Annotated in this window: 24 protein-coding genes; 6 read left to right on the top strand and 18 right to left on the bottom strand. The window is 71.4% G+C overall.

What is annotated here, in order from left to right; translation table 11 throughout:
• Positions 1-22: 22 nt before the first annotated feature.
• The 3 genes from C4T78_RS15225 to C4T78_RS15215 are packed head-to-tail and all read right to left on the bottom strand — an operon-like array spanning position 23 to position 2,030.
• Positions 23-415 (bottom strand): PPOX class F420-dependent oxidoreductase, encoded by a 393-nt coding sequence (locus C4T78_RS15225; RefSeq protein ID WP_093345111.1) that lies wholly within the window; start codon positions 413-415, stop codon positions 23-25.
• A complete protein-coding gene (locus tag C4T78_RS15220; RefSeq protein ID WP_177247345.1) occupies positions 412-1,335 on the bottom strand; it encodes a transketolase family protein in 924 nt (307 codons plus the stop codon). The genes C4T78_RS15225 and C4T78_RS15220 overlap by 4 nt, the downstream gene beginning before the upstream one ends.
• Positions 1,335-2,030, bottom strand: a complete 696-nt coding sequence (locus tag C4T78_RS15215) for a thiamine pyrophosphate-binding protein (RefSeq protein WP_093345109.1) — start codon at positions 2,028-2,030, stop codon at positions 1,335-1,337. Before C4T78_RS15215 ends, C4T78_RS15220 begins: the two co-directional genes overlap by 1 nt.
• A 97-nt stretch (positions 2,031-2,127) precedes the next feature.
• Here C4T78_RS15215 and soxR point away from each other — a divergent pair, with 97 nt between their 5' ends.
• Complete coding sequence (gene soxR, locus C4T78_RS15210) at positions 2,128-2,586, top strand: redox-sensitive transcriptional activator SoxR (protein WP_093148023.1); 459 nt, start codon at positions 2,128-2,130, stop codon at positions 2,584-2,586.
• A 54-nt stretch (positions 2,587-2,640) separates the two neighbouring features.
• On the opposite strand, the gene C4T78_RS15205 is transcribed toward soxR, so the two are convergent.
• The 3 genes from C4T78_RS15205 to C4T78_RS15195 form a co-directional block, all read right to left on the bottom strand.
• A complete protein-coding gene (locus C4T78_RS15205) occupies positions 2,641-3,321 on the bottom strand; it encodes a response regulator (protein ID WP_093345107.1) in 681 nt (226 codons plus the stop codon).
• Positions 3,318-4,937: a sensor histidine kinase gene (locus C4T78_RS15200; protein ID WP_093345105.1), complete on the bottom strand. Its 1,620-nt coding sequence runs from the start codon at positions 4,935-4,937 to the stop codon at positions 3,318-3,320. The genes C4T78_RS15205 and C4T78_RS15200 overlap by 4 nt, the downstream gene beginning before the upstream one ends.
• 195 nt (positions 4,938-5,132) lie before the next feature.
• Positions 5,133-6,371 carry an FAD-dependent oxidoreductase gene (locus C4T78_RS15195; protein WP_235862955.1) on the bottom strand — a complete coding sequence of 413 codons (1,239 nt, stop codon included), beginning with the start codon at positions 6,369-6,371 and terminating at the stop codon, positions 5,133-5,135.
• A gap of 205 nt (positions 6,372-6,576) precedes the next feature.
• Here C4T78_RS15195 and C4T78_RS15190 point away from each other — a divergent pair, with 205 nt between their 5' ends.
• Both C4T78_RS15190 and C4T78_RS15185 read left to right on the top strand, forming a co-directional pair.
• Entirely contained in the window at positions 6,577-7,164 is a 588-nt protein-coding gene (locus C4T78_RS15190) for a TetR/AcrR family transcriptional regulator (RefSeq protein ID WP_093345102.1), read from the top strand.
• Between the two features lie 125 nt (positions 7,165-7,289).
• Complete coding sequence (locus tag C4T78_RS15185; protein ID WP_093345100.1) at positions 7,290-8,648, top strand: cation:dicarboxylate symporter family transporter; 1,359 nt, start codon at positions 7,290-7,292, stop codon at positions 8,646-8,648.
• Between the two features lie 79 nt (positions 8,649-8,727).
• Here the strand turns inward: C4T78_RS15185 and C4T78_RS36415 are convergent, their stop codons facing one another.
• The 5 genes from C4T78_RS36415 to hisD all read right to left on the bottom strand — a co-directional run bounded on the left by C4T78_RS36415 (position 8,728) and on the right by hisD (position 14,521).
• Complete coding sequence (locus C4T78_RS36415; RefSeq protein WP_170210311.1) at positions 8,728-8,886, bottom strand: CG2302 family histidine operon protein; 159 nt, start codon at positions 8,884-8,886, stop codon at positions 8,728-8,730.
• Between the two features lie 31 nt (positions 8,887-8,917).
• Entirely contained in the window at positions 8,918-10,975 is a 2,058-nt protein-coding gene (locus tag C4T78_RS15180; RefSeq protein WP_235863114.1) for a phosphocholine-specific phospholipase C, read from the bottom strand.
• Positions 10,976-11,453: 478 nt separating this feature from the next.
• Complete coding sequence (hisB, locus tag C4T78_RS15175) at positions 11,454-12,071, bottom strand: imidazoleglycerol-phosphate dehydratase HisB (protein ID WP_093147983.1); 618 nt, start codon at positions 12,069-12,071, stop codon at positions 11,454-11,456.
• Positions 12,068-13,186, bottom strand: a complete 1,119-nt coding sequence (locus tag C4T78_RS15170; protein WP_093345095.1) for a histidinol-phosphate transaminase — start codon at positions 13,184-13,186, stop codon at positions 12,068-12,070. The genes hisB and C4T78_RS15170 overlap by 4 nt, the downstream gene beginning before the upstream one ends.
• 18 nt (positions 13,187-13,204) lie before the next feature.
• Positions 13,205-14,521, bottom strand: a complete 1,317-nt coding sequence (gene hisD, locus C4T78_RS15165) for a histidinol dehydrogenase (RefSeq protein ID WP_093345094.1) — start codon at positions 14,519-14,521, stop codon at positions 13,205-13,207.
• Positions 14,522-14,726: 205 nt separating this feature from the next.
• Between hisD and C4T78_RS15160 the strand changes: the two genes are divergently transcribed.
• The gene (locus C4T78_RS15160; RefSeq protein ID WP_093345093.1) at positions 14,727-15,989 is read left to right on the top strand and encodes a M14 family metallopeptidase; all 1,263 of its coding nucleotides are present in this window, start codon (positions 14,727-14,729) and stop codon (positions 15,987-15,989) included.
• A 135-nt stretch (positions 15,990-16,124) separates the two neighbouring features.
• The gene (locus tag C4T78_RS15155) at positions 16,125-16,808 is read left to right on the top strand and encodes a YqeB family protein (RefSeq protein ID WP_143185710.1); all 684 of its coding nucleotides are present in this window, start codon (positions 16,125-16,127) and stop codon (positions 16,806-16,808) included.
• 4 nt (positions 16,809-16,812) lie between these two features.
• Here the strand turns inward: C4T78_RS15155 and C4T78_RS15150 are convergent, their stop codons facing one another.
• Entirely contained in the window at positions 16,813-17,202 is a 390-nt protein-coding gene (locus tag C4T78_RS15150) for a glyoxalase superfamily protein (RefSeq protein WP_093345087.1), read from the bottom strand.
• 210 nt (positions 17,203-17,412) lie between these two features.
• Between C4T78_RS15150 and C4T78_RS15145 the strand changes: the two genes are divergently transcribed.
• Positions 17,413-18,699 carry a hemolysin family protein gene (locus C4T78_RS15145; RefSeq protein WP_093345085.1) on the top strand — a complete coding sequence of 429 codons (1,287 nt, stop codon included), beginning with the start codon at positions 17,413-17,415 and terminating at the stop codon, positions 18,697-18,699.
• A 271-nt stretch (positions 18,700-18,970) separates the two neighbouring features.
• Here the strand turns inward: C4T78_RS15145 and C4T78_RS36410 are convergent, their stop codons facing one another.
• The 6 genes from C4T78_RS36410 to C4T78_RS15120 all read right to left on the bottom strand — a co-directional run bounded on the left by C4T78_RS36410 (position 18,971) and on the right by C4T78_RS15120 (position 24,479).
• Positions 18,971-19,129 carry a hypothetical protein gene (locus tag C4T78_RS36410; protein ID WP_177247344.1) on the bottom strand — a complete coding sequence of 53 codons (159 nt, stop codon included), beginning with the start codon at positions 19,127-19,129 and terminating at the stop codon, positions 18,971-18,973.
• A gap of 67 nt (positions 19,130-19,196) precedes the next feature.
• A complete protein-coding gene (locus tag C4T78_RS15140) occupies positions 19,197-19,841 on the bottom strand; it encodes an ABC transporter ATP-binding protein (RefSeq protein ID WP_093345083.1) in 645 nt (214 codons plus the stop codon).
• Positions 19,835-20,779 carry an ABC transporter ATP-binding protein gene (locus tag C4T78_RS15135; RefSeq protein ID WP_093345080.1) on the bottom strand — a complete coding sequence of 315 codons (945 nt, stop codon included), beginning with the start codon at positions 20,777-20,779 and terminating at the stop codon, positions 19,835-19,837. The genes C4T78_RS15140 and C4T78_RS15135 overlap by 7 nt, the downstream gene beginning before the upstream one ends.
• Before the next feature lie 280 nt (positions 20,780-21,059).
• The gene (locus tag C4T78_RS15130; RefSeq protein WP_235862954.1) at positions 21,060-21,926 is read right to left on the bottom strand and encodes an ABC transporter permease; all 867 of its coding nucleotides are present in this window, start codon (positions 21,924-21,926) and stop codon (positions 21,060-21,062) included.
• Entirely contained in the window at positions 21,919-22,893 is a 975-nt protein-coding gene (locus C4T78_RS15125; protein ID WP_093345078.1) for an ABC transporter permease, read from the bottom strand. The genes C4T78_RS15130 and C4T78_RS15125 overlap by 8 nt, the downstream gene beginning before the upstream one ends.
• Positions 22,890-24,479, bottom strand: coding sequence for an ABC transporter substrate-binding protein (locus tag C4T78_RS15120; protein WP_093345076.1), 1,590 nt, complete (start codon positions 24,477-24,479; stop codon positions 22,890-22,892). The genes C4T78_RS15125 and C4T78_RS15120 overlap by 4 nt, the downstream gene beginning before the upstream one ends.
• Positions 24,480-24,585 lie beyond the last annotated feature (106 nt).

Genomic DNA, 24,585 nt, shown 5'->3' with positions numbered 1-24,585 from the left:
CCCAGGCTACCGGCGCAGGCGGTCACCCCACGTCGCGGGCTTGGAGGCGCTCGGAGTCGATGCCCCACGAGAGGATCCGCTTCGGACGGATGCGGATCACGTCGCCGCTGAGCCCGCCCTCGGTCGACCCGACGCCGAGCAGCGCCTCCGCCTCCCCGCGGATCTCGATGCCGCGGACCCGCCACGGCGTCCGCGACGCGATGTCGTCGACCACGAACGTCACGCGCGGATCCCGCAGCACGTTGCGCCACTTCTGCGACTCGGCGTTGTGGTAGCCGGGAACGTCGATCGTGCCGTCCGGGCCCAGGTGCACGCCCACCGGCCGGGCCTGCGGCTCACCGCCGGGTCCGAGGGTGCACAGCCGCCCCAGCGACTGCCCTTCCAAGTAGTCGATCTCGGCCGGGGTGAAGGTCATCGGGCGGCTCCGTCCAGGAAGTGCCGGATCGACGCGGCGATCGCGGTCGGGCTCAGGCCGTGCGCGGCCTCGTGCTCCTCGGTCGTGCCGTACGCGCGCAGCTCCCGGTCGCGGCGCACGCCGAGTGCCAGGGCCCGGTGCGGGATGTCGGCGAGCGCGTCGTTGATCTCGTGCGTCGAGGTGCCGCGCAGGTACGGCTCGACCAGCACCACGTCGGAGGTCGCCGCGTGCACCGCCGCGCGCAGCCCGGCGGCGTCGAACGGGCGGATGGTCGCCGTGTAGAGCACGGTCACGTCGATGGCCGCGGTGGCGGTCAGGACCGGGCCGAGCATCGGGCCGACGGCCAGCACCACGCCCTTGCCGCCGGTTCGCACGGTGTGCCAGCCCGGGCCGGTCACCAGCGGTTCGGCGTTGACCCGCTCGGAGAGCCGCAGGTAGACCGGCTCGTCACCGGGCAGCGCCGAGCGCAGCAGGGCGTCCACCTCGGCCGGGTGGCCGGGCACGTGCACGGTCCAGCCGGGCAGCGTGTCGATCAGCGCGACGTCGCCGGGCGCCATGTGCGTGCGTCCGGCGGTCGGGTAGTCGAAGGACGCACCGGTGCTGACCACGATGGCGCCGACGCCCTGGTGGCCGAGGTCGAGCTTGAGCTGCTCGAACGGGCGCTCCACGACGAACGGCGTGATCGAGTGCACCACCGGCCGCAGGCCGGTCAGCGCCAGCCCGCCGCCGACGCCGACCATGGCCTGCTCGCGGATGCCGACGTTGAGCACCCGGCGCGGGTGCCTGCGCGCGGCGTCCTCGAAGCGGTCGGCGGAGATCTCGGCCAGCACGACGGCCACCCGCGGGTCGGTGTCGAGTGCGTTGTCGATGGTCTGCACGAACTGCTCGCGCATGGTGGTGGCGATGGTCGGGGCGCTCATCACTGCTCCTTGGGTTCGACTTCGGCGACCACCGCGAGCGGGCGGTCCGGGTGGGTGTCGGTGAGGGCGCGGCGGAGCGCGTCGTGGTCGCGGCCGTCGACGGTGTGCACGGCCCAGCCCTCGCGGGCGAAGCGGTCGGCGATGCCGCCGGGCCAGCCGGTGCTGGAGGAGCTGTTGTCCACCACGACGGTGGTCAGCTGCCCCAGTCCCCAGCGCCCGGCGACCTGGATGGCCTCGTGGTTGCTGCCCTCGTCGAGCTCGGCGTCGCCCACCAGCACCACCACCCGCGGTCGGTCGCGGTCCTGGGCGCGCAGGCCGAGCACCACGCCGAGGCCGAGCGGCAGGCCGTGCCCGAGGGAGCCGCTGCCGATCTCCACGCCGGGGGCCAGCACGCGGTCGGGGTGGAAGCCGAGCCGGGAGTCGAACGCGCCGAAGCCCGGCAGCTCGGCGGGGTCCAGGAAGCCCTTGGCGGCCAGCACCGCGTAGAAGGCCATCGGGCCGTGCCCCTTGGACAGCAGGAAGCGGTCGCGGTCGGGGTCGTCGATGCGCTGCGGGTCGACCGACAGGACCTGGTCGTAGAGCACCCACAGCACGTCGAGGGTGGAGGTGGCGGCGACATCGTGCTTCTCGTCGCCCGTCATGGCGCTCATCAGCGGCCGGAGATCGGCGTAGCCGTACGTCGTCGTGATCGTCATACGACCAGGGTGGAACTTCGAGCGAACTGGAGGTCAAGCCCCGTTCCGGGGAAAATACCTCCACCATGCTCCAAGTGTTTGAGCTAGCCTGGCGGACGTGTCGAAGCTACCCAAACTGCTGACCATCGGTGAGGTCGCGCACCGCAGCGGAGTCGCGCAGACCGCGCTGCGCTTCTACGAGGACCGCGGTCTGATCAACAGTACCCGGACCTCCGGCAACCAGCGCCGCTACGACCGCGGAGTGCTGCGCCGCCTGGCCTTCATCCGCTCCGCGCAACGCGTCGGGCTGAGCCTGGAGCAGATCTCCGAAGCGCTCGGCACGCTCCCCGACGACCACGCGCCGACCAAGGCGGACTGGGCTCGCCTGTCCCGCCGCTGGCGCGACGAGCTGGACGCCCGCATCGACGGCCTGCAGCGCCTCCGCGACCGCCTGACCGGCTGCATCGGCTGCGGCTGCCTGTCGCTGCGCACCTGCGCCCTGCACAACGTCGACGACAGGATGGCGGAATTCGGCCCCGGCGCACCGGGTCTCCGCCCCGCCGCCGACAACCGCTGACATGCCCCGTGAGCGGTTCGGGGCGCTATCGCACCCCAAAGCGCTCACGGCGTCTCAGGCTTCGCCGATCCAGCGGTAGGTCATCTCCGGGCGGCCCACGCCCCCGTAGTGCGGGCGGCGTTCGGCCATTCCGTTGTGCACCAGGTATTCCAGGTAGCGGCGAGCCGTCACGCGGGACACTCCCGCCGCTTCGCCGACGGTGCCCGCCGCCGCACCTCCCGGTGCCGCGCGCAGCGCCGAGACCACCGAGGCGAGCGTTTCGTCGCCCATGCCCTTCGGGAGGGCCGCGCGGTCCACGCCGCGCAGGGTCGAGAAGGCGCGGTCGATCTCGGCCTGGCCGCTGACCTCGCGGTCGTGCCCGAGGCTGGTCCGGAAGCGCGCGTAGTGCTCCAGCTTCTCCCGCATCGCCGCGAAGGTGAACGGTTTCAGCAGGTACTGCACCACGCCGCTGGACACCGCCGCGCGGACCACCTTCAGCTCCCGGGCGGAGGTCACCGCGATGACGTCGGCGTTGCTGCCCGCGGTGCGCAGCGCGCGCGCCACCTGCAGGCCGTCCATGTCGGGCAGCCGCAGGTCCAGCAGCACCAGGTCGACCGGCGTCCGCTCGACGAAGCGCAGCGCCGCCTGCCCGGTGCGGACCCGCCCGGCCACCGCGAACCCGTCGATCCGGTTGACGTAGGTCTCGTGGGCCTCGCCGACCAGCGGATCGTCCTCCACCACCAGCACCGAGATCACCGGGGCACGTCCGATCCGGCGGGCAGCAGCACGGTGAACACCGCACCGTCGTCGCTGGTGACCTCGATGCTGCCGCGATGCCGCCGCACGCTCTGCCCGACCAGCGCGAGCCCGAGCCCGCGCCCGGAGTCCTTCGTGGACCAGCCGCGCTCGAACAACCGCTGCGCGGTCTCCGGATCCACGCCCGGCCCGTTGTCGGCCACTCGCACCAGCACTCCGTCCGAAGTGGACCGAACGGTGACCGCCACCCGCGGGCTCGGGCGCTCCACCACGGCCTCCACCGCGTTGTCGATCAGGTTGCCGAGGATCGTCACCAGGTCGCGCGAATCGATGTGCGCCAGGTCGACGTCGTCGATCTCGGTGTCGTCGGTGAGCACCACCTCGACCCCGCGCTCCCCCGCTTCGGCGCTCTTGCCCAGCAGCACCGCGGCCAGCACCGGCTCCGCGATCGCACCGACGACGCGGTCGGTGAGCTGCTGGGCGAGCTCCAGCTCGGCGGTGGCGAAGGTGACGGCCTCGTCGGCGCGGCCGAGCTCGATCAGCGAAACCACGGTGTGCAGCCGGTTGGCCGACTCGTGGGCTTGAGAGCGCAGCGATTCGGCGAAACCGCGCATGGAGTCCAGTTCCCCGCTCAGCGCTTGCAGCTCGGTGTGGTCCCGGAGGGTCACCACGGTGCCGAGGTCGCGGCCGCCGCTGCGGATCTCCGAGGCGTTGACCAGCAGCACCCGCTCGTCGGTCAGGTGCACCTCGTCGCGCACCGCCCGTCCCGACCCGAGGCTGCCCACGAGCGACTCCGGGAGCTCCAGCTCGGACACCGGGCTGCCTTCGACGGCCAGCGGGTCCAGGCCGAGCAGCAGACCGGCCCCGTCGTTGCACAACGTCACCCGCCCGGCCGGGGAGATCAGCAGCAGGCCCTCGCGCACCGCGTGCAGGATCGCGTCGTGGTACTCGTACATCCGGCTGAGCTCCGCGGGCCGCAAGCCGTGGGTGTGGCGGCGCAGCCGGGCGCTGACCAGGTAGGTCAGCAGCCCGCCGATCAGCAGCGCCGCCGCCGCGACCAGCACGAGCACGCTGACCTGCTTCTCCAGCTCCAGGGAGATCGAGCGCACGGTGATGCCGTCGGAGACCAGCCCGATCAGCCGGTGCCCGTCGTCGTGGACCGGCACCACGGCGCGCACCGAGAAGCCGAGCGTGCCGGGGAAGATCTCGGTGAACACCTGCCCGGCGACCGCCTGCTCGATGTGGCCGAGGAACGGCTGGCCGATGCGCGCCGGATCGGGGTGGGTGTAGCGGATGCCCTGCGGGGACATGATCGTGATGAAGTCGACCCCGGTGTCGGCGCGCACCCGTTCGGCCAGCGGCTGCAGGGTCGCGGTCGGGTCCGGCGCGACCAGCGCGTCCCGGACGCCCGGTTGGGCGGCCAGCGTGCGGGCCACCGCCACGACCTTGTCGCGGGCCGCGCTCTCGTTGCGCTGCTCCGCGTCGTACCAGGCCAGGGCGGTGCCGGCGAGCACCACGACGGCCACCACCACGACCTGCAGCACGAACAGCTGGCGGGCCAGGCTCCACTGCGGCCGGACGCGGCCGAACCAGTTGCGCGCATCGGCAGGGGACATGGCGGATCCGGAGGACGAATCGAGCGGGGACCCCAGGAGGCTACACCACTCGCGACCTGCGGAAACCCGACCACCTCGGCAATTTCGCCCGCCCGCGCTCCGTTTCCGCTGGTGAGGGCACGTGAGCACTTCGGGGCGCTATAGCACCTTAAAGCACTCACGGCACTTGACCAGCGAAAACGGAGCCGGATCGCGCTATGACACCAGGGCCGGGCTCCGCCGGGCGAAGGCGGGAGCGCGTTCCGGGCGGATCCCGATGCCGCCGATGTAGCCGGTCAGGCCGCGCAGGGCCGGGAAGCGCCGCAGCAGTCGGAGCAGGAGCGGCAGGTCGTGCTCGTCGAGCGTGCCGTCCAGCGCGGGACGCAGCAGCATCTCGTGCTCGCCGCGCTGCGTCCGCTGCGCCACCGCCACGGGCAACGACCGCCGCCGCTGGATCTTCGCGAGCACGCTGGTGGGCGCTTGACCGCGGCGCAACGGCCCGGCCAGGAGCCGTGCCGCGGCGACGGCGTCCTGCACGGCGATGTTGACGCCGACGCCGCCGACCGGCGACATCACGTGCGCGGCGTCGCCGATGCACAGCACCCCGTCGCCGTACCAGCGCCGCAACCGGTTCATCTCGGTTCTCAGGAGCTTCACGTCGTCCCAGGTCCGGACCGATTCGAGCTGGCGCTCCGACCAGCCGAACAGCTCGGCCAGCCGCGTCCGGAACACCGAGATGTCCTGCGCGCGAAGGGTTTCGTCGCTGCCCTTGGGGATGAGGTAGGCGGTCTGGTAGTAGTCGCCGCGGTCCATGGTCACCGACGCCTGGCCGCCGCCGAACCGGCCGAAGACCTCGCCGTCGGTGGCGCCGTCCGCCTTGGCCACCCGCACCTGCCAGACGTCCATCGGCACCTCGAAGTCGACCGATCGCAGGCCGGCCGCACGGCGCACCACCGACCCGCGGCCGTCGCAGCCCACGGTCAGCGGTGCCGCGAGTTCGCGTTCCGCGCCGTCGGCGTCGAGGTAGCGCACGCCGGTGACACGTCCGGCATCGGTGCGCAGCCCGGTCACCTCGCGGCACATCCGCAGGTCGAAGGAGGGCTCTTCGGCGGCGGCCGCGGCCAGCAGGTCCAGGAAGTCCCACTGCGGCACCATCGCGATGTGCCGGTGCGAGCCGCGCAGCCACCGGAAGTCGGCCATCACCACGGTGGTTCCGCCGACCTGGATCCGCATCTGCTCCAGCCACCCGGCCGGGAGCCGCGCGAACCGCTCTCCCAGCCCGAGCTCGTCGAGCAGCCGCAGCGTCGAGGGGTGCACGGTGTCGCCGCGGAAGTCGCGCAGGAAGTCGTGGTGCTTCTCCAGCACCGTCACCTCGACGCCGGCGCGGGCGAGCAGCAGGCCCAGCATCATCCCGGCCGGTCCGCCGCCGACCACGCAGCACTGGGTCCGTTCCACCTCGCAGTCCCGCCTCTCCGGGTTCTTCAGTGGTGGTTGCGTCTGTGGCGATCTCGCGTTCGGCGGTTTCTCGTGGCTGGGTTGCATCACGGTCCCCTGATGTGCGGTTGAGCAGGACTCCGGTTGGCACACGGCGTGCCGTGCCGCCACGCTAGCAGAAACTTAGAGTGACTCTAATTTTGCATCCGCTGTAGGATCGGCGCCCATGACCGGACTGCGCGAGCGCAAGAAGCGGCGCACCAAGCAGGCCCTGATCGACGCCGCCCTCCGGCTGTTCGACGCCAAGGGCTACGACAGCACCACGGTCGCCGAGATCGCCGCGGCCGCGGAGGTCTCGCCCGCGACGTTCTTCAACTACTTCGCCACCAAGGACGAGGTCGTCTTCGCCGACGACGCGATCTACCTCGAACTGCTGCCGCAGGCCTTCGCCGACCGCGCCGGCGAAAGCCCGGAGGACCTGCTGCTGCGCGCGATCGACCGGCTCAGCACGGCGGAGTCCTGGAGCTTCCCGCTCGACCACGAGCTCACCCGCATCCGCGCCCGCCTCATCGCCGAGGTCCCGGTTCTGCGCGCAGGCGCGCTGCTGCGCAACGCGACGCTGCAGAAGCAGCTCGCGCACGCTCTCCGCGACGCCTGCCCCGAGGTCGACGAGTTGACCGCCGCTGCCCTCACCGGCGCGCTGCTGGGCGCGATCGACGCCGCCATGCACGCCGACCTCGCCGCTTGGGGCAGCACGTCCGACGTCGTGCGGAGAGCCGCCGAGATCGCGTTGCGGGGCCGGAAACATTTGTGAACACAATGAACACAAGCGTGACGACAGTGTTGCCGGGCACAGATAGTCTCTCCCGGCCACACCGTGACCTGGGCCACGGAGTGGACCTCTAGTGTGACCCGGCCCGCCCAGGTAGGAGCGCAACAGTGGCAAGCAACGACGCTGCGGCACCACGTCGCCGGGACCGGACGCACTACCTCTACATCGCGGTGATCATCGCGGTGCTGGCCGGTATCGCCGTCGGGTTCCTGGCCCCCGATCTGGGCAAGGCTCTCAAGCCGCTGGGCAGCGGCTTCGTCGAACTGATCAAGATGATGATCTCGCCGGTCATCTTCTGCACCATCGTGCTCGGCGTGGGCGGCGTCCGGCAGGCCGCGAAGGTCGGCAAGGTCGGCGGCCTCGCCCTCGGCTACTTCATGATCATGTCCGTGGTGGCCCTGGTCATCGGCCTGCTGGTCGGCAACGTGCTGCACCCGGGCGAGGGCCTGCACATCAGCGACGAGATCCGCGGTCAGGGCGCTGAGCAGGCGGGCAAGGAAGCCCAGAGCACCACCGAGTTCCTGCTCGGGATCATCCCGAAGACGCTGGTGTCCTCGCTGACCGAGGGCCAGGTGCTGCAGACGCTGCTGGTCGCGCTGCTGGCCGGTTTCGCGCTTCAGGCGATGGGCTCCAAGGGTGCACCGATCCTGCGCGGCATCGAGCACATCCAGCGCCTGGTGTTCAAGATGCTGGCGATGGTGATGTGGGCGGCCCCGGTCGGCGCGTTCGGCGCGATCGCGGCGGTGGTCGGCGCGACCGGCGTGGAAGCGCTCAAGGGCCTGGCCGTCATCATGCTCGGCTTCTACGCGACCTGTGTGCTGTTCATCTTCCTGGTGCTGGGCCCGATGCTGTGGATGTTCGCGCGGGTCAACATCTTCTCGCTGCTGCGCTACCTGGGCCGCGAGTTCCTGCTGATCGTGTCCACCTCGTCCTCGGAGGCGGCGCTGCCGCGGCTGATCGCGAAGATGGAGCACCTCGGGGTGAGCAAGCCGGTGGTGGGCATCACGGTGCCGACCGGCTACTCGTTCAACCTCGACGGCACCATGATCTACCTGACGATGGCCTCGCTGTTCATCGCCAGCGCCCTGGGCGACCCGCTGTCGCTGGGCGAGCAGGTGGGCCTGCTGCTGTTCATGATGATCGCCTCCAAGGGCGCGGCCGGGGTCAGCGGCGCGGGCCTGGCGACGCTGGCCGGTGGCCTGCAGTCGCACCGCCCGGAGCTGCTCGACGGCGTCGGCCTGATCGTCGGCATCGACCGCTTCATGTCCGAGGCCCGCGCGCTGACGAACTTCGCGGGCAACGCGGTGGCGACGGTCCTGATCGGCTCCTGGACCAAGGAGATCGACCGCGACCAGATGAAGCAGGTCTTCGCGGGCGAGAACCCGTTCAACGAGCTGTCCTTCGTGGACGACCACGAATCCGGCCCGAAGGACGAAGAACCGGAGAAGGCAGCGACCAAGAGCTGACCGCACCGACGGAAGGGCACCTCCCGGCGAACCGCCAGGAGGTGCCCTTCCGCTTGTCTCGGAGCGGGGGCGCCGGGATCTACCCGTAGATCATCCAGCCGATGCCGCCGGCGATGGCCATGACGGCCGCGACGGCGAGCATGATCGCGAACCCGCGCGCGGTCTTCCACGTCGCGTAGACGCCACCGACGAGGAAGCCCGCCAGCGCGAGCAGGAGGATCGGGAGAACATCGCCCATGCCCGGCAGCGTACCGGGGCGTCCTGGCCGATCAGCCGGTGACTCCGGGGGCGCCGTTCTCGGATCGGCCGGTGACGTGGCGGCGGAACGTCTTGTCCTGGGGCGTGGTGATCTCCACGTCGTACCAGCCCTGGTCCGTCGGCCACTCCAGCGGCTGGGCGCCGCCCGCCGCGACGCGGACCTGCTCCTCGTGGACCACGTAGCCGGTCGAGCGCAGGCGGAGCGTGATGTCGGCCGATCCGTCGTTGCGCAGTTCCAGCGCCAGGCCGCGGGCGGTGTGGCGGGTCTGGACGTCCACGCCCGCCGCCTTGCCGCTGCGCGATCCGCTCAGCTCGAACCAGAACCGGTTCGGGCCCTGCACCGCGAGGCGGTACTCCTCGCCGACCGGCACCGTCACCACCTGCTCGCCGAGCACGTCCACATGGGACGGTTCGGGGAGTTCGCCGGCGTACGGGTAGATCGCGAAGTGCGCGGACGCAGTGCCCACGTTGCCGAGGCGCAGCGTCACCGCCTCGCCGTTCAGCACGCCCGAGACCTGCGGCTGGTACGGCAGCGCGCGGGCCGGGCGGCGGCCCTGCTCCTGCACCGGAAGCGCCTGCTCCGCAGGGGGTTTCGGGTGCCAGCGATCGATCGGCTCGGGCACCGGGCCCGGTTCGGCGGGCTTCGGCGGTTCGGCCGCGTTGTCGAAGTCGAACACCGAGGTCAGGTCGCCGCACGCGGTGCGCCGCCAGGAGCTGATGTTCGGCTCCTGCACCCCGGTCCAGCGCTCCAGCAGGCGCAGCACCGAGGTGTGGTCGAAGGTCTCGGAGTTGACGAACCCGCCGATGGTCCACGGCGAGACCACGGTCATCGGCACCCGCGGGCCGAGGCCGATCGGCTGGCCCTCGAAGTGGTCGTCGCCCTCCCCCGACTCCGGCTTCGGCGGCACCGGCGGCGGCACGTGGTCGAAGAAGCCGTCGTTCTCGTCGAAGTTGAGCAGCAGCGCGGTCTTCGGCCACACCTTCGGATCGGCGATCGCGTCCAGCACCCGGTAGATCAGGTTCGCGCTGCCGACCGGCGTGGAGCTGCCCGGGTGCTCGGAGTCGGTCGACGACGGCACCAGCCAGACGACCCGCGGCAACCGGCCGGCGGCGATGTCGGCGCGCAGCCGCTCGACCAGCGTGCCCGGCTCGCTGCGGTACATCGCGCGGTCGAACAGGCTCCGCTCGGCGTCGGTCAACGCCGCCCGGCCCGATTCCAGCTGGCCGAGCAGCCGCTTCCGCTCCTCGGCGGACTTGTCGAACAGCGCGTTGTAGAACTCCTCGGTGGTGCGGAACTTCCCGTCCACCGGAGCGAGCACCTTGCGCCCGATCTCCTTGAAGGTCTTGAAGTACTCCACCGAGTTGTCGGTGAAGTTGTCCCACTCCTGGTAGATCTGCCAGGACAGCCCGGCCTGCTCCAGCCGCTCCGGGTAGGTGGTCCACTCGTAGCCGGCGTGGTCGTAGTCGTAGGCGGCGTTGGTGACCGCGCGCTCGCTGCTGCCCGGCTCGTACCCGGTGGTGCCGGAGAACAGGTAGTTGCGGTTCGGGTTGGTGGAGCCGAACACCGAGCAGTGGTAGGCGTCGCAGAGCGTGAAGGTGTCCGCCAGCTCGTACTGCAGCGGGATGTCCTGCCGCTCGTAGTAGGTCATGGTGGCGGCGGTCTTCGCGGCGACCCAGTCGTTGTTCCAGCCGCGAGCCCAGGCCTTGCCGCTGCCGCCCCAGCTGTGGTCGAGGTCGCCGAGGTACTGGATGTCGGAAACCGGTCGCCCCTCCCGCTCGGCGCCCTGCCGCAGCGAGAACGGCAGCACCTCGCCACCGGCCTTGGGCTGCTGGAACACCGAGCGGCCGTCGGGCTGCCGCAGCGGATGCCGGTCGCCGAACCCGCGAACGCCCTGCAGCGTCCCGTAGTAGTGGTCGAAAGACCGGTTCTCCTGCATGAGCACGATGACGTGCTCGAGCACGTCCAGGCCGCCCTGGGGAACCGGCTGGGCCATGGCCCGGTGCAGCGAAGGTGGCAAAAGCGAAGCAGCAGCAGCGCCACCGACCGCACCAGCGGCCCCGGCGAGCACCCGACGGCGAGAAACCTCAGTCACAACGGGCCATCGTTATCGACGGAACCAACGGTGGGGAGACCCCGTAGTGACGCAAGGGTAAACCACCCGAGTCATCCGAACGGCGCAACGCCCAGCGTCAACCGGACTACTCTCCGTGTCAGACCCGGCCCGAACCGCACCCGCTCCTGCTCGGTCAGCCGCCGAACCCCCTGCCAGCCGAGCACGGTGACGTCCCCGTCGTCCGCGTAGAGCGTCGCTACGACGTGGCCGGAATCCAAGTCCCGCAGCGCCGTTGGTCGCCGGGAACCCCGAGGCCCGCGCCGCAGAGCAGCAGCGCGAAATCGCGCAGCGGACGTTCCTGACGCGCCACCGGACTCCCCCTCTGACGACAGTGCGGAGAGTGCCGATCAACGCACTCTCCGCACTGTCGTACCAAAGGAGGAAGGACGGCGGGCACCTTGTCCGCGAACGCCGCCCGTCACCCCGAACCGCGCTACAGGGCGCCCTTGGTCGACGGGATCACTCCGGCGAAGCGGGGGTCCGGTTCGACCGCCGCTCGGAGGGCTCGGGCGATCGCCTTGTACTGGGCTTCCGCGATGTGGTGGGGGTCCCGGCCGTGGATCACGCGGACGTGCAGGTTGATCTGGGCGTGGAAGGCCAGGGACTCGAAGACGTGGCGGTTGAGGACGAACGGGTAGTTTCCGCCGATCGTGAAGCTGTTGTACTGCTCCGGTTCTCCCGTCAGGACGCAGTACGAGCGGCCCGAGACGTCCACCGCCGCGTGCGCGAGGGTTTCGTCCATCGGGATCCAGGCGTCGCCGAAGCGGCGGATGCCCTTCTTGTCGCCGAGGGCCTGGCGCAGGGCCTGGCCGAGCACGATCGCGGTGTCCTCCACCGTGTGGTGCGCGTCGATGTGCACGTCACCGGTCGACTTCACCTTCAGGTCGAAGGCCGCGTGCGTGCCCAGGGCGGTGAGCATGTGGTCGTAGAACGGGACCGTGGTGTCGATGTCGACCTGCCCGGTGCCGTCCAGGTCGAGCTCGACCAGCACCGAGGACTCCCTGGTGCTGCGCTCGACCCGGCCCACTCGGGTTCCCGGCTGGAATGTCACTGCTCGATCTCCTCGCTCACTGCCTTGCCGGCCGCCAGGAAGGCGTCGTTCTCCTCCGGCGTGCCGATGGTGACCCGCAGGTGGCCGGGGATGCCGACGTCGCGGATCAGCACGTCGGAATCCAGGAAGCGCTGCCAGGCGCGGTGCGCGTCCGCAAACCGTCCGAAGAGGACGAAGTTGGCGTCGCTGGGCACCGGCGAGAAGCCCATCGCGGTCAGCTCGCCGACCACCCGCTCCCGCTCGTCGATCAGCGCGCGCACCGAACCGAGCGTCGCATCGGCGTGGCGCAGCGCGGCGCGCGCGGCCGCCTGCGTGACCGCCGACAGGTGGTACGGCAGGCGCACCAGCAGCAGGGCGTCGATCACCGCGGGCGCGGCGGCGAGGTAGCCGAGCCGGCCGCCGGCGAAGGCGAACGCCTTGCTCATGGTGCGGCTGACGATCACCTTCGCCGGGTACTGCTCGATCAGCTCGATCGCGCTGGGCCGGGCGGAGAACTCCGCGTAGGCCTCGTCGACCACGACCACGCCGGGTGCGGCGTCGAGGATCGCGCGCAGGTCGTCCTGCGACACCGACTGGCCGGTGGGGTTGTTCGGGCTGGTCACGAAGACCACGCTCGGCTGCATCTCGGCCACGATCCGGGCCGCTTCCGCGCCGTCCAGGCTGAAGTCGGCGCGCCGCGGGGCGGGCACCCAGTCGGTGCGGGTGCCCGCGGACAGGATCGGGTGCATCGAGTACGACGGCTCGAAGCCGAGCGCGGTGCGGCCCGGCCCGCCGAAGGCCTGCAGGATCTGCTGCAGCACCTCGTTGGAGCCGTTGGCGGCCCACACGTTCTCCACGGCCAGCGGCACGCCGGTCGCCCCGCTCAGGTAGGCGGCCAGGTCGGTGCGCAGCGCCTTGGCGTCGCGATCGGGGTAGCGGTGCAGCTCAGCAGCCGCTTCGCGGACCGCCGCGGTCACGTCGTCGACGAGCTCCGGCGGCGGCGGGTAGGGGTTCTCGTTGGTGTTGAGCCGGACCGAGACGTCCAGCTGCGGTGCGCCGTAGGGGCTGCGGCCGCGCAGGTCCTCCCGCAGCGGCAGGTCGGCCAGCGCGATGTCGGCGCCCAGCACGTCACTCATGTTCCAACCTTCGGGTCTTCAGCCGGGAAAGCGAGCGGTGATCGCCTGGCCGTGTGCCGGGAGATCTTCGGCGTTGGCCAGCGCGACGACCTTGTCGGCGACGTCTCGCAGCGCCTGCTCGCTGTAGGAGATCACGTGGATGCCGCGCAGGAAGCTCTGCACGCTCAGCCCGGACGAATGCCGGGCGCAGCCGCCCGTGGGCAGCACGTGGTTGGAGCCCGCGCAGTAGTCGCCGAGCGACACCGGCGCGTACGGGCCGACGAAGATCGCGCCCGCGTTGCGCACCCGCGCGGCCACCGCGTCGGCGTCCGCCGTCTGGATCTCCAGGTGCTCGGCGGCGTAGGCGTCCACCACGCGCAGCCCGTCCTCCACAGTGGACACCAGGATGCAGCCGGACTGCTCGCCGCCCAGCGAGGTGCGGATCCGCTCGGCGTGCTTGGTCTGCGCCACCTGGCGCTCCAGCTCGGCGTCGACCGCGTCGGCCAGCTCCGGCGACGAGGTCACCAGCACGCTCGCCGCGAGCGGGTCGTGCTCGGCCTGGCTGATCAGGTCCGCCGCCACGTGCGCCGGGTCGGCCGTGTCGTCGGCGAGCACCGCGATCTCGGTCGGCCCGGCCTCCGAGTCGATGCCGATCATGCTGCGCAGGTGCCGCTTGGCCGCGGTCACGTAGACGTTGCCCGGACCGGTCACCATGTCCACCGGCGCCAGCTCCGCGCCGTCGGTGTCCTGGCCGCCGTAGGCCAGCAGCGCCACCGCCTGCGCGCCGCCGACCGCCCAGACCTCCTCGACACCGAGCAGCTGCGCGGCGGCGAGGATCGTCGGGTGCGGCAGGCCGCCGAACTCCGCCTGCGGCGGGCTGCACACCACCAGCGACTCCACCCCGGCCGCCTGCGCCGGGACCACGTTCATCACCACACTGGACGGGTACACCGCCAGCCCGCCCGGCGCGTACAGGCCGACGCGGGCGACCGGCACCCAGCGCTCGGTCACGGTGCCGCCGGGCACCACCTGCGTGGTGGTGTCGGTGCGCCGCTGGTCGGCGTGCACCCTGCGGGCGCGGCTGATCGACTCCTCCAGCGCGGCGCGCACCTCCGGGTCGAGCTCTTCGAGCGCGCGGCGCAGCTCCGCCGCGCCCACCTTCACCCGTTCCGGTCGAACCCCGTCGAACTTCTCGGTGAATTCCAGCACCGCGGGCACACCCCGGTCGCGGATCTCCTCGATCAGCGGCCGGACCCGATGCAGCACGTGCTCCACGTCCATCTCGGCGCGCGGCAGCGTGGCGCGCAGCTCGACGGTGGACGGAACGCGACCGCGCAGGTCGGTACGGGTGAGCATGAGCGTCCTTCCCGGGGCTTCGAGGTTGCACCGACCAGGGTAATCGCCGCCACCGGTGGCTGTCCCCGAGCCCGGGCGGCGGTCACACCGGCCCACCTATCCGGGATAGATGTTGACGGGCGACCATTGTTCGCCAGTGGCTTGCCAACCCCGGTGCACTCCTACAACCTCTCCACGTCACAACCAGTGATCGATCGGAGACCCGATGTTCAGCTCACGGCGCAAGGCAGTGACCGTGGCGGCCGCCGCTTGCCTGGTCCTGCTGGCCCCGTTCTCGGCCAGCGTGTCCGCGGAGCCGACGTCCGCCGCACAGGACCCGGCGATCTACACCGTCCCGAACACCGACAGCACCAGCCGCACCGAGATCAACCGAACCGGTGCGCAGGTGATCGGGGTCCGCGACGGCGTGGCCACCGTGGAGGCCACCCCCGAGCAGGCCCAGCGGCTGCGGGCCGCCGGGTTCGTGATCGGCGAGGGCACCGGCCTGGGCGAGGCGCTGCAGCGGATCAACCGCGGGCAGGCCGCTCCCGGCGACTTCCCGCCCGGCTACGAGGGCTACCACAACTACGACGAGACGGTCGCCGAGCTCGACCGGATCGCCGGTGCGCACCCCGACATCGCGGCGAAGTCCAGCATCGGCAAGTCCGTCGAGGGCCGCGACATCCCGGTGCTGAAGATCAGCGACAACGTCGGGCAGGACGAGGACGAGCCCGAGGTGCTGTTCAACTGCAACCAGCACGCCCGCGAGCACCTGACGACGGAGATGTGCCTGCGCATCGCCGACCGGTTCACGTCCGGCTACGCCTCCGACCCGGCGGTCAAGGAGGCCGTCGACGGCCGGGAGATCTGGGTGATCCCGATCGTCAACCCGGACGGCAAGTCCTACGACATCGAATCCGGCGACTTCCAGGGCTGGCGGAAGAACCGGCAGGACACCACCGGCACCGACCTCAACCGCAACTGGGGTTACAAGTGGGGCTGCTGCGGCGGTTCCAGCGACGACCCGAACGCCGAGGACTACCGGGGCACCGCCGCGTGGTCGGCGCCGGAGACCGCGGCGATGCGCGACTTCATCGACTCCCGGGTGGTCGGCGGGGCCCAGCAGATCAAGGCCGCGATCGACTTCCACACCTACTCGGAGCTGGTGCTGTGGCCGTTCGGGCACACCTCCGACGACGTCACCGAGGGCATGACGCAGGAGGAGTACGACCGGTTCGCGCGGGTCGGCGGGGAGATGGCCCAGTCCAACGGCTACACCCCGCAGCAGTCCAGCGACCTCTACGTCACCGACGGCGACAGCCTCGACTGGATGTGGGGCCAGCACAAGATCCTGGCCTACACCTTCGAGATGTACCCGGCCAGCGGCGGCGGCCTGGACGGCTTCTACCCGCCGGCCGACGTGATCGAGAAGGAGACCACCCGCAACGACGCCGCGGTGGACATCCTGCTCCGCGAGGCGGGCGCCTGACCTGCCCCCGAGCACGAACGGCCCGGGACGCCGCACCGGCATCCCGGGCCGTTTCGCGTGTCCGACGGGAGCTCACCGGGCTGAACGGTCGCAGTGGTGGGGTTGGGGAGCTGCGGCGGTGGTGATAATGGCGGCATGGCTGCCGAACCTGGTCCGACCACAGTGGCCGAGCACGCGCTCCTGCGGCGCGGGACGTGGGTCATCTGCCCGCTCGTCGGTGCGCTGCTGCTGCTCCTGCTTCGGCTGGCCTCGGGGTGGGTCGCCGGGTTGCCGTGGGCGCCGTTCCAGGGCGTGTTCGAGCTGGCCGCTTCGGTGGCGGATCCGTGGGGCACCATCGGCGCCGTCGCGATCGGCGCGTTCATCGGCTTCGGGTTCGCCGGGCTGTTCGCGAAGGAGCGGCTGACCGTGATCGTCGCCCCCGAGCGGCTCACGCTGGCGATCGGCGACACCGAGCAGCACCTCGACCGCGACCAGGTCGACGCGGTCTTCGTCGACGGCAAGGACTTCGTGGTGCTGGACGCCGCCGGCGCCGAACTCGTCCGCAGGCAATCCGAACTGGATCGCAAGGAGCTGCGGAAGGCCTTCACCGAGCACGGCTACCCGTGGCGCGACGGAGATCCGCACGAGTACCGGTTGTGGGACGACGACAGCTCCGAGCTGCCGCTGCGGATCAACGCGCTGCTGGCCGACCGCGAGCGCGCGCTGCGCAAGCGCGACCACAAGGAAGCCGCGCTGCTGCGCGCGGAACTCGCCGAGCGCGGCATCGTGGTGCGCGACTCGCAGCGCCGCCAGTACTGGCGATCGGTCGCGTCGTCCTAGCCGATCACGCCTGCTGGAGGGTGAAGCGGTTGCCCTCGCTGTCCAGGAACGTCGACCACCAGCCCCACGGCTGCTGCACCGGCGGCTCCGGGAACTCCACGCCCTTGGCCGACAGCTCCTCGTAGGTGCGCTGGACGTCGTCGCTGTAGAGGAAGAAGGTGGCGGTCGGGACCCCGTCGCCGTGGTCCCGGAAGACCGCCCGGTCGGACTCGCTCGCGCTCAGGATCAGCACGGAGCTGCCGTTGGGCGCGGTCACCTCCACCCAGCGGGTGCCCTGGTCGTCGTAGGCGGCGTCGGTGGTGAGCGCGAAACCGACCGTCTCCGTCCAGAACTTCTTCGCGCGCTCCTGGTCGCGCACCGGGACGACCGCCTTGCTGATGCCCTGGATGGCCATGCGCTGTCCCGCCTCTCCGTGCTTTCAGTGGTGGTCGCGTTTCGAGTTGATCCCGCGTTTTGCGGTTTCTTGTGGCTGGTCTGCTTCACGGTCCCCTGATGTGCGGTTGAGCAGGGCTCGGCACGAGGGGCACCAAGGAACATCATGCCCGAGCCGGGTGAGCCGTGTCGTGCGGCAGTGCCGTCCGGTCCCGGGTGTGAGAATCGAGAGGTGGACGGTGTTGTCTGGAACCTCGCGCTGGTGCTGCTGTTCGTGCTGTTCGGCGGGTACTTCGCCGCCGCCGAGATCGCTCTGGTGTCGTTGCGCGACAGCCAGGTGCGCAGGCTCGCCGAGCACGACCGGCGCGGCGCCCGCGTGGCGAAGCTGCGGGCGGACTCCAACCGGTTCCTCTCCGCGGTGCAGATCGGCGTCACCTTCGCCGGGTTCTTCGCCTCCAGCTACGGCGGCGCGACCATCGCGGTGCGGCTGGAACCGGTGCTGCAGGGCTGGGGGTTGCCGATCGGGCTGGCCGCCTCGGTCGCGCTGATCGTGGTGACGCTGTTCGTGTCGTACCTGTCGCTGGTGCTCGGCGAGCTGGTGCCCAAGCGCCTCGCGCTGCAGAAGTCCGAGGCGGTCTCGCTGGTCACCGCCGGTGTCCTGGACCGGCTGGCGAGCCTGTCGCGGCCGGTGATCTGGCTGCTGTCGAAGTCGACCAACGCGGTGGTGCGGCTGCTGGGCATCGATCCCCGCGCGCACGAGGAGCCGGTCAGCGAGGAGGAGCTGCGCGACATGGTGCGCACCAGCGAGCAGCTGACCGTCGAGGAGCGCCGGTTGCTCAGCGACGCCTTCCGGGCCACCGACCGGGTGCTCGGCGAGGTGATGGTGCCGCGCACCGAGGTCGACTTCCTGCACCTCACCACGACGGTGGCCGACGCCATCGACGAGGTGGCGGGCAAACCGCACTCCCGCTACCCGGTCATCCGCGACACCGCCGACGACGTCGTCGGGTTCGTCCACGTCCGCGACCTGCTGACCAGGGCGCACCGCGAGGACGTGCGCACCATCGGCGAGCTGACCCGGCCGGTGACCGCGCTGCCCGCGAGCAAACCGGTGCTGGCCGCTCTGTCGCAGATGCGGCGCCGCGGCGGGCACCTGGCCGTGGTGGTCGACGAGTACGGCGGGACGGCGGGCATCGTGACCGTCGAGGACCTGGTGGAGGAGGTCGTCGGCGAGATCTGGGACGAGTACGACCCGAGCGCGGCGCCGGTGCGGGCCAAGAGCGACGGCAGCCTGGAGGTCGACGGGTTGCTGCACCGCAGCGATTTCGAGCAGCAGACCGGCATCGCGCTGCCGGACGGGCCGTTCGACACGGTGGCGGGCTTCGTGGTCAGCCGCCTCGGCCGGGTCCCGGAGGAGGGCGACTCGCTGGCCGCGCTCGGCCACCGCTTCACCGTCCGGGCGATGGACGGCCACCGGGTGTCCCGAATCCTGGTCGCCGAACTAGACGACCAACCCTGATCCCCCGGCGCACCCAGCTCTGATCCCCCGGCGCACGCGGACGGACCGGCCGCCGGAGTGATGGACATGCGCAATTTCAATGGAAATCAACTCCACGATTTCAATGGAACTTGCGCACCCCGTCGGCGCGTCGGGAGCCGACACGCCGACGGGTGTCGGGATCTCCGCAATTTCAATGGAAATCAGACGTCCGATTTCAATTGAAATCGCATGAGAACGGCGACGGCCCCTCCGACCGCGTTGGCCGGAGGGGCCGGAAGCTTCCGCCGGGTCAGGACAGCAGCAGGAACAGCGCTCCTACCACGATCCCGATGACCACCACGGCGGCTGCGACGATCATCACCGCGCGCATCTTCGGGCGGTCGTCGCGCACCTCGCTCTGGGCCCGCTCCCGCCACTGCATGAAGGTGGTGCCTTCGCCCTCGCTCACCGTCGACTCCTCGGGTCCGTCGTCACTTACCGAGCGGTTCCCCGCAACCGCGCACGGCTCCACCTTGTCACACCGCCTCGCCGCTCAGGCGCACCACGTGCTCCGCCCAGTGGGCGAGCAGGTCCTCGTCGTGGCTGATCGCCAGCACGCCGGTCCCGCGCTCGCGCACCCGCCGGTCCACGACCTGCACCAACGCCGCCGTGGTGGAGGCGTCGAGCATGGCGGTCATCTCGTCGCAGATCAGGTACCGGGGCCGCAGCGCCAGCGCTCGCGCCAGGCACGCCCGCTGCAGCTGGCCGTCGCTGACCTCGTGCGGACGGCGTGAGAGCAGCTCCGCGGTGAGCCCGACCTCCTCGGCCAGCTCGTCCACGTCACCGGTCGTCCCGGTGGCCCGCAGCGGCTCGGCGACGACCTCGCGCAGCGTGAACCGCGGATCCACAGCGGGCCGCGGGTGCTGGAAGACGATCCCGATGGCCGCGCGCTGCGCCTTCGGCGTGGCGTGGCGGTAGCCGCCGACGGGCGCGCCGTCGATCGAGACCTGCCCGGACCACGGTTCGTGCAGCAGGCCGAGCACCCTGGCCAGGGTCGACTTGCCGCAGCCGCTGGGCCCGGCCAGCCCGACCACGACGCCGGTGGGCAGCTCCAGGTCGACGCCGTCGAGCACCGGCTCGCCGCGCCGGTACCCGGCGACGACGCCGGTCGCGCTCAGCACGGCGGGTGCGCGGCGACCCAGCGGCCGCCGTGGTCGATCAGCTCCGGATCACCCGTGCACGGCGCGAAACCGGGCACGTCCGGGCAACGTTGGCAGAACACGCAACCCCATTCCCGTTCGATGCGGTCCAGTTCGGTCAGAACGGGCGGGTGGCCGGGGATCGGCCGGAACCCGCCGTCGGGCAGTGCGGCGAGCAGCCCCGCGGTGTACGGGTGCCAGGGCTCGGCCAGCACTTCGGCGGCCGGCCCGGCCTCCACGATGCGGCTGGCGTACATCACCGCGATGTCGGTGGCGACCCGCCGGGCCGCCGCCAGGTCGTGGGTGATCATCAGCACCGCGCGGTCCTCGGTGGCGGTTTCGGCGAGCAGGTCCACGGTGCGGTGCACCAGCGGCCGGTCGAGCCCGGTGGTCGGCTCGTCGGCCAGCACGATCTGCGGGTTCCCGGCCAGCGCCAGGGCGAGCGCGACCCGCTGGGCCATGCCGCCGGACAGCTCGTGCGGATACCGGTCGAGGGCGGCGGGATCCAGTCCGACGCGTTCGGCGAGCGCATCGGCGTCGGCCGGCCCGTCGAGGGCCCGGATGGTCTCGACGAGCTGGCTGCGCGCGGTGCGCACCGGGGTCAGGTGGGTGCCCGCCGACTGCGGCACCAACCCGACCATCCGCCCGCGGACCTGCCCGGCCAGCACCGGTTCGGGCGCGGACAGCAGCTCGATCCCGCCGCGCAGCAGCGCCTTCCCGCGCACTTCGGCGTTGCCGGGCAGCAATCCCAGCAGCGCCGAGGCCAGCACGGACTTGCCGCAGCCGGATTCGCCGACCAGCGCCAGCACCCGGCCGGGCCGCAGCCGCAGCGTCGCGTCGGTCACGGCGCGCACCTCCGCCTGCTGCCCCAGCAGGAACCGCACGGACAACCGCTCCAGTTCCAGCAGCGCCTCACTCATCCGACGACCTCCGAACTCGTGCCCGTTCCCCGGCCGCTCGGCGCCGTGTGCGCAATTTCAATGGAAATTGGACGTCTGATTTCCATTGAAATTGCGTGGGATCCGACGCGCCGTCGGCGTGTCGGGTGCACGACACACCGACCGGTCGTGCAAGTTCCATTGAAATCGTGGATGTGATTTCCATTGAAATTGCGCGGTTCCGGTGCGGCGGGGCACCGCCGGGCATGGCGGGCCGTTGTCCGCGCTGTGCGGGTTTCGCTTGCTCCGGGCGTTTTCGCGGTCACAGGGCCAGCTCCGATCGGCGTCGGGGCACGACCCGGTCGCGCCAGGTCGCCGCCAGGCCGGACACCGCCAGCGTGGTGGCCACCAGCAGCAGCGACGGGAAGAGCACGATCCACCAGGCGCCCAGCAGAACGGCTTCGCGGCCGTCGCCGAGGATGTTGCCGATGCTGGCCAGGTGCGGCGGTAGGCCGAGCCCCAGGAAGCTCAGCGCGGTTTCGTGCCACACCGCGTGCGGCACGAGCAGCACCGCCGACAGCGCCGCCTGCGGAACGATCGCCGGCAGCAGGTGCCGCACCAGGATCCGCCACCGCGACGAGCCGCCCGCGATCGCCGCGTCGACGTACGGGCGGCTGCGCAGCGACAGCACCTCGGAGCGCACGATGCGCGCCACCGTCGTCCAGTGCGTCAGCGCGATCGACAGGATCACCGCGCCCAGGCTGCCCCGGTACAGCGCGACGATCACGATGCCCAGCAGCAGGTGCGGCACCGAGTTCACGGTGTCCACCGCGCGCATCAGCAGCCGGTCCGGCCAGCCGCCGAGCGCCCCCGCGACCGCGCCCACCAGCGAACCGAGCACAGTGGACACCAGTGCGCTGAACCCGGCCACCAGCAAGGAGATCCGCAGGCCGGTCAGCGACTGCACGAACAGGTCCCGGCCACCGGAGTCGGTGCCGAACGGGTGCGCGAGGCTAGGCGCGAGCCGGATCGAGTCGTAGCGCACCGACTCGCTGCCGAACAGCAGCGGCACCGCGAAGGCGCCCAGCACGAGCACCGCGAACGCCACCAGCGAACCCCAGAACCGGGCCCGCGGGTGCGCCCGGGTGGTGCGGGAGCGACCGGCAGGCCGCCACGTGGTCTCAGCCATCGGCGGCCACCCTCGGGTCGAGCAGGATCGCGGCGATGTCGGCGAGCAGCGAGCCGAGCAGCACCGCCGCGGTCGCCACCAGCGTCAGGATCGCCAGCAGCGGGTAGTCCACCGCGGTCGCCGAGGTGACCACCGCCGCGGCCAGCCCTGGCCAGGAGAAGACCTCCTCGACCAGCACCGCGCCGGTGACCAGCTCCGGGATCCGCGCGCCGATGAGCGTCACGAACGGCAGCAGCGCGGTCGGCAGCGCGTGCCGCAGCACCACCACCCGCTCGGCGAGCCCGCGCGCCCGCGCACCGGTCACGTGGTCCTCGGACAGCGAGGTCAGCATCGACTGCCGGACGTGCAGCACCAGCCACGGCGACTGCGAGACGCCCAGCACCAGCGCGGGCAGCACCAGGTGCTTGGTGACCTGGCCGAAGGAGGCGGCCTGGCCCGCATCGGTCAGCCCCGCCACCGGCAGCCAGCCCAGCCCCAGCGAGAACACCGCGATGGACAGCAGCGCCAGCACGAACGGCGGCACGCCCTCCAGCGCGTGGCCGATGGCGGTGACGAACCGGTCGACCCAGCCGCCCTGCCGCCACGCCGCGACCGTGCCCAGCACGAGCGCGAGCACCACCGCGAACGCCAGGCCGGTCGTGGTCAGCAGGAGCGTCCACGGCAGGCGCTCGGCGACGACCTGCGCGACGGGCTGCCGGAACGACCGCGACACCCCGAGGTCTCCGCCGAGCACGCCGCTCAGCCAGTTCCAGAACTGCACGAGCACGGGATCGTCGAGCCCGAGCTCGGCGCGCACCCGCGCGACGTCGGCCGCGGACGCGCCGAAGATCTCCACGCCGTAGTACTGGTAGACCGGGTCGAACGGCGAGGCCGCGGCGAGCAGGAACACCCCGAGCGCCACGATCACCAGCACCGGCACCGCGAACCCGATCCGCCGCAGCACCAGGCGGCCGATCGCACCGCTCATCCCTGCGGTTTCCAGGCCTCGACGTTCCACCACGGACCCCAGGTGGTGCCGTGCGTGTGCGGCTCGACCGGCGGCTGGTAGCCGGTCCACCCGCCGTCGCGCATCACGTAGCTGTGGTCGATGAACGCCAGGTACACCAGGCCGGGATCGGCGACGTAGGCGCGCTGGGCCTGCCGGTAGAGCTCCGCGCGCTTGGCCGGGTCGAGTTCCTGGCGGGCGCCGTCGAGCGCGGCGTCCACCTCGGCGTTGCGGTACTGGCCCGGGTTGTTGTAGGTCCCGGTGCCGATCACCGACGAGTGCAGGCTGTTGTAGACCTGCGGGTCGGGGTCGATCGGGTTGCCGCCGCCCAGCACGATGCCCTCGTTCGCGATCCGCGCGGCGACCGCGGAGCGGTCCACCCCGGCGAGGTCGACCTGGATGCCGACCGCCTTGGCGTCGGAGGCGAACGCGGTGGCCAGGTCCTTGCGGAGGCTGTCGTCGGCGAAGTACATCACGGTGAACCGGGCGGGCACGCCGCCGCGCTCGCGGATGCCGTCCGCGCCCGGCCGCCAGCCGGCCTCGTCGAGCAGCTTCTTCGCCTGCTCCGGGTCGAAGGCGAAGCGGGCGGCGGGTTCGAAGTTGGCGCCCATCGACTCCGGCACCGGCGCGTAGGCGGGCTTGCCGTGGCCGCCCAGCAGCGCCTTGATCATGCCCTCGCGGTTCACCGCGAGGTTCAGCGCCTTCCGCACCGCGGGGTCACCGGCGGCCGGGTGCGCGTTGGGCAGCGCGATGCTGCGGAAGTCGGCGGTGTTGTGGTGCACCGTGCGGTAGCCGTCGCGGCCGACGCTCTCGGCGAGCACCGGCGGCAGCACCGTGCCGTCGAACTCGCCGGAGGCCAGGCGCTGGGCGCGGGTGTTGTCGTCCTTGGCGAAGACCACGGTGATCTTGCCGATCGCCGGGGCGCCGCCCCAGTAGTCGGCGTTGCCCTCCCAGGTCATCTGGTCGCCCTGCCGCCACTCGACCAGCTTGTACGGGCCGGTGCCGACGGGCTTGGTGTTGAGCTCGGAGCTCTCCTGCGGCTGCGGCGCGGCCAGCTTCTCGTTCGGCACGATGCCCAGCACCAGCTTCGACGGCCAGGCCGAGTACGGGATCTTCAGGTCGAACCGCACGGTGTGCGGGTCGAGCGCGCGCACCTCGGCGAGCATGTCGTAGTCGGAGCTGATGGTGGAGGCGTAGGCGGGATCGATCGCCGCCTTGTAGGTGGCCACCACGTCCTCTGCGTCGAACGGCGTCCCGTCGTGGAAGCGCACGCCCTCGCGCAGCTTTACCGTCCAGGTCTTGGCGTCCGGGGAGGACTGCGGGGCCTCGGCGGCCAGCGCGGGCCGCAGCTCGGTGCGGCCGTCGAAGGCCAGCAGGCCGTCGTAGAACTTCGCCGCGCCTTCCGCTCCGTAGCCCAGCAGCGGGTTCAGGCTCTCCGGTTCGAAGCCGTCGGCGAGCAGCATGGAGCCGGGATCGGCGGACCCCGGCGAGGTCGGCGCGGCGCACCCGGCACCGAGCAGGGTCAACGCGACTGGAACGGCGATGAGCAAGCCACGACGATTGAGCACGCCTGAACTCTAAGCACTGCTGCAAATGTTTCTCAATAATGGTGACCTTCCTCGCCTGCACCGGAAATCCGGAATGGGCGATTGGTCCGCCGTGAGCGCTTCGCGG

It is taken from the genome of Saccharopolyspora kobensis, assembly GCF_900108315.1.
Lineage (GTDB): Bacteria > Actinomycetota > Actinomycetes > Mycobacteriales > Pseudonocardiaceae > Saccharopolyspora > Saccharopolyspora kobensis.
The sequence above is the reverse complement of the archived record's forward strand: the minus strand, read 5'-3'. Positions and strand labels throughout refer to the sequence as shown.

What these genes read in the sequence shown, in the direction of transcription:
- C4T78_RS15225 (WP_093345111.1), bottom strand. Translation starts at nt 415, where the DNA reads ATGACCTTCACCCCGGCCGAGATCGACTACTTGGAAGGGCAGTCGCTG.
- C4T78_RS15220 (WP_177247345.1), bottom strand. Translation starts at nt 1,335, where the DNA reads ATGAGCGCCCCGACCATCGCCACCACCATGCGCGAGCAGTTCGTGCAG.
- C4T78_RS15215 (WP_093345109.1), bottom strand. Translation starts at nt 2,030, where the DNA reads ATGACGATCACGACGACGTACGGCTACGCCGATCTCCGGCCGCTGATG.
- C4T78_RS15200 (WP_093345105.1), bottom strand. Translation starts at nt 4,937, where the DNA reads ATGTCCCCTGCCGATGCGCGCAACTGGTTCGGCCGCGTCCGGCCGCAG.
- C4T78_RS15190 (WP_093345102.1), top strand. Translation starts at nt 6,577, where the DNA reads ATGACCGGACTGCGCGAGCGCAAGAAGCGGCGCACCAAGCAGGCCCTG.
- C4T78_RS36415 (WP_170210311.1), bottom strand. Translation starts at nt 8,886, where the DNA reads ATGGGCGATGTTCTCCCGATCCTCCTGCTCGCGCTGGCGGGCTTCCTC.
- C4T78_RS15170 (WP_093345095.1), bottom strand. Translation starts at nt 13,186, where the DNA reads ATGAGTGACGTGCTGGGCGCCGACATCGCGCTGGCCGACCTGCCGCTG.
- hisD (WP_093345094.1), bottom strand. Translation starts at nt 14,521, where the DNA reads ATGCTCACCCGTACCGACCTGCGCGGTCGCGTTCCGTCCACCGTCGAG.
- C4T78_RS15160 (WP_093345093.1), top strand. Translation starts at nt 14,727, where the DNA reads ATGTTCAGCTCACGGCGCAAGGCAGTGACCGTGGCGGCCGCCGCTTGC.
- C4T78_RS15155 (WP_143185710.1), top strand. Translation starts at nt 16,125, where the DNA reads ATGGCTGCCGAACCTGGTCCGACCACAGTGGCCGAGCACGCGCTCCTG.
- C4T78_RS15150 (WP_093345087.1), bottom strand. Translation starts at nt 17,202, where the DNA reads ATGGCCATCCAGGGCATCAGCAAGGCGGTCGTCCCGGTGCGCGACCAG.
- C4T78_RS15135 (WP_093345080.1), bottom strand. Translation starts at nt 20,779, where the DNA reads ATGAGTGAGGCGCTGCTGGAACTGGAGCGGTTGTCCGTGCGGTTCCTG.
- C4T78_RS15130 (WP_235862954.1), bottom strand. Translation starts at nt 21,926, where the DNA reads ATGGCTGAGACCACGTGGCGGCCTGCCGGTCGCTCCCGCACCACCCGG.
- C4T78_RS15125 (WP_093345078.1), bottom strand. Translation starts at nt 22,893, where the DNA reads ATGAGCGGTGCGATCGGCCGCCTGGTGCTGCGGCGGATCGGGTTCGCG.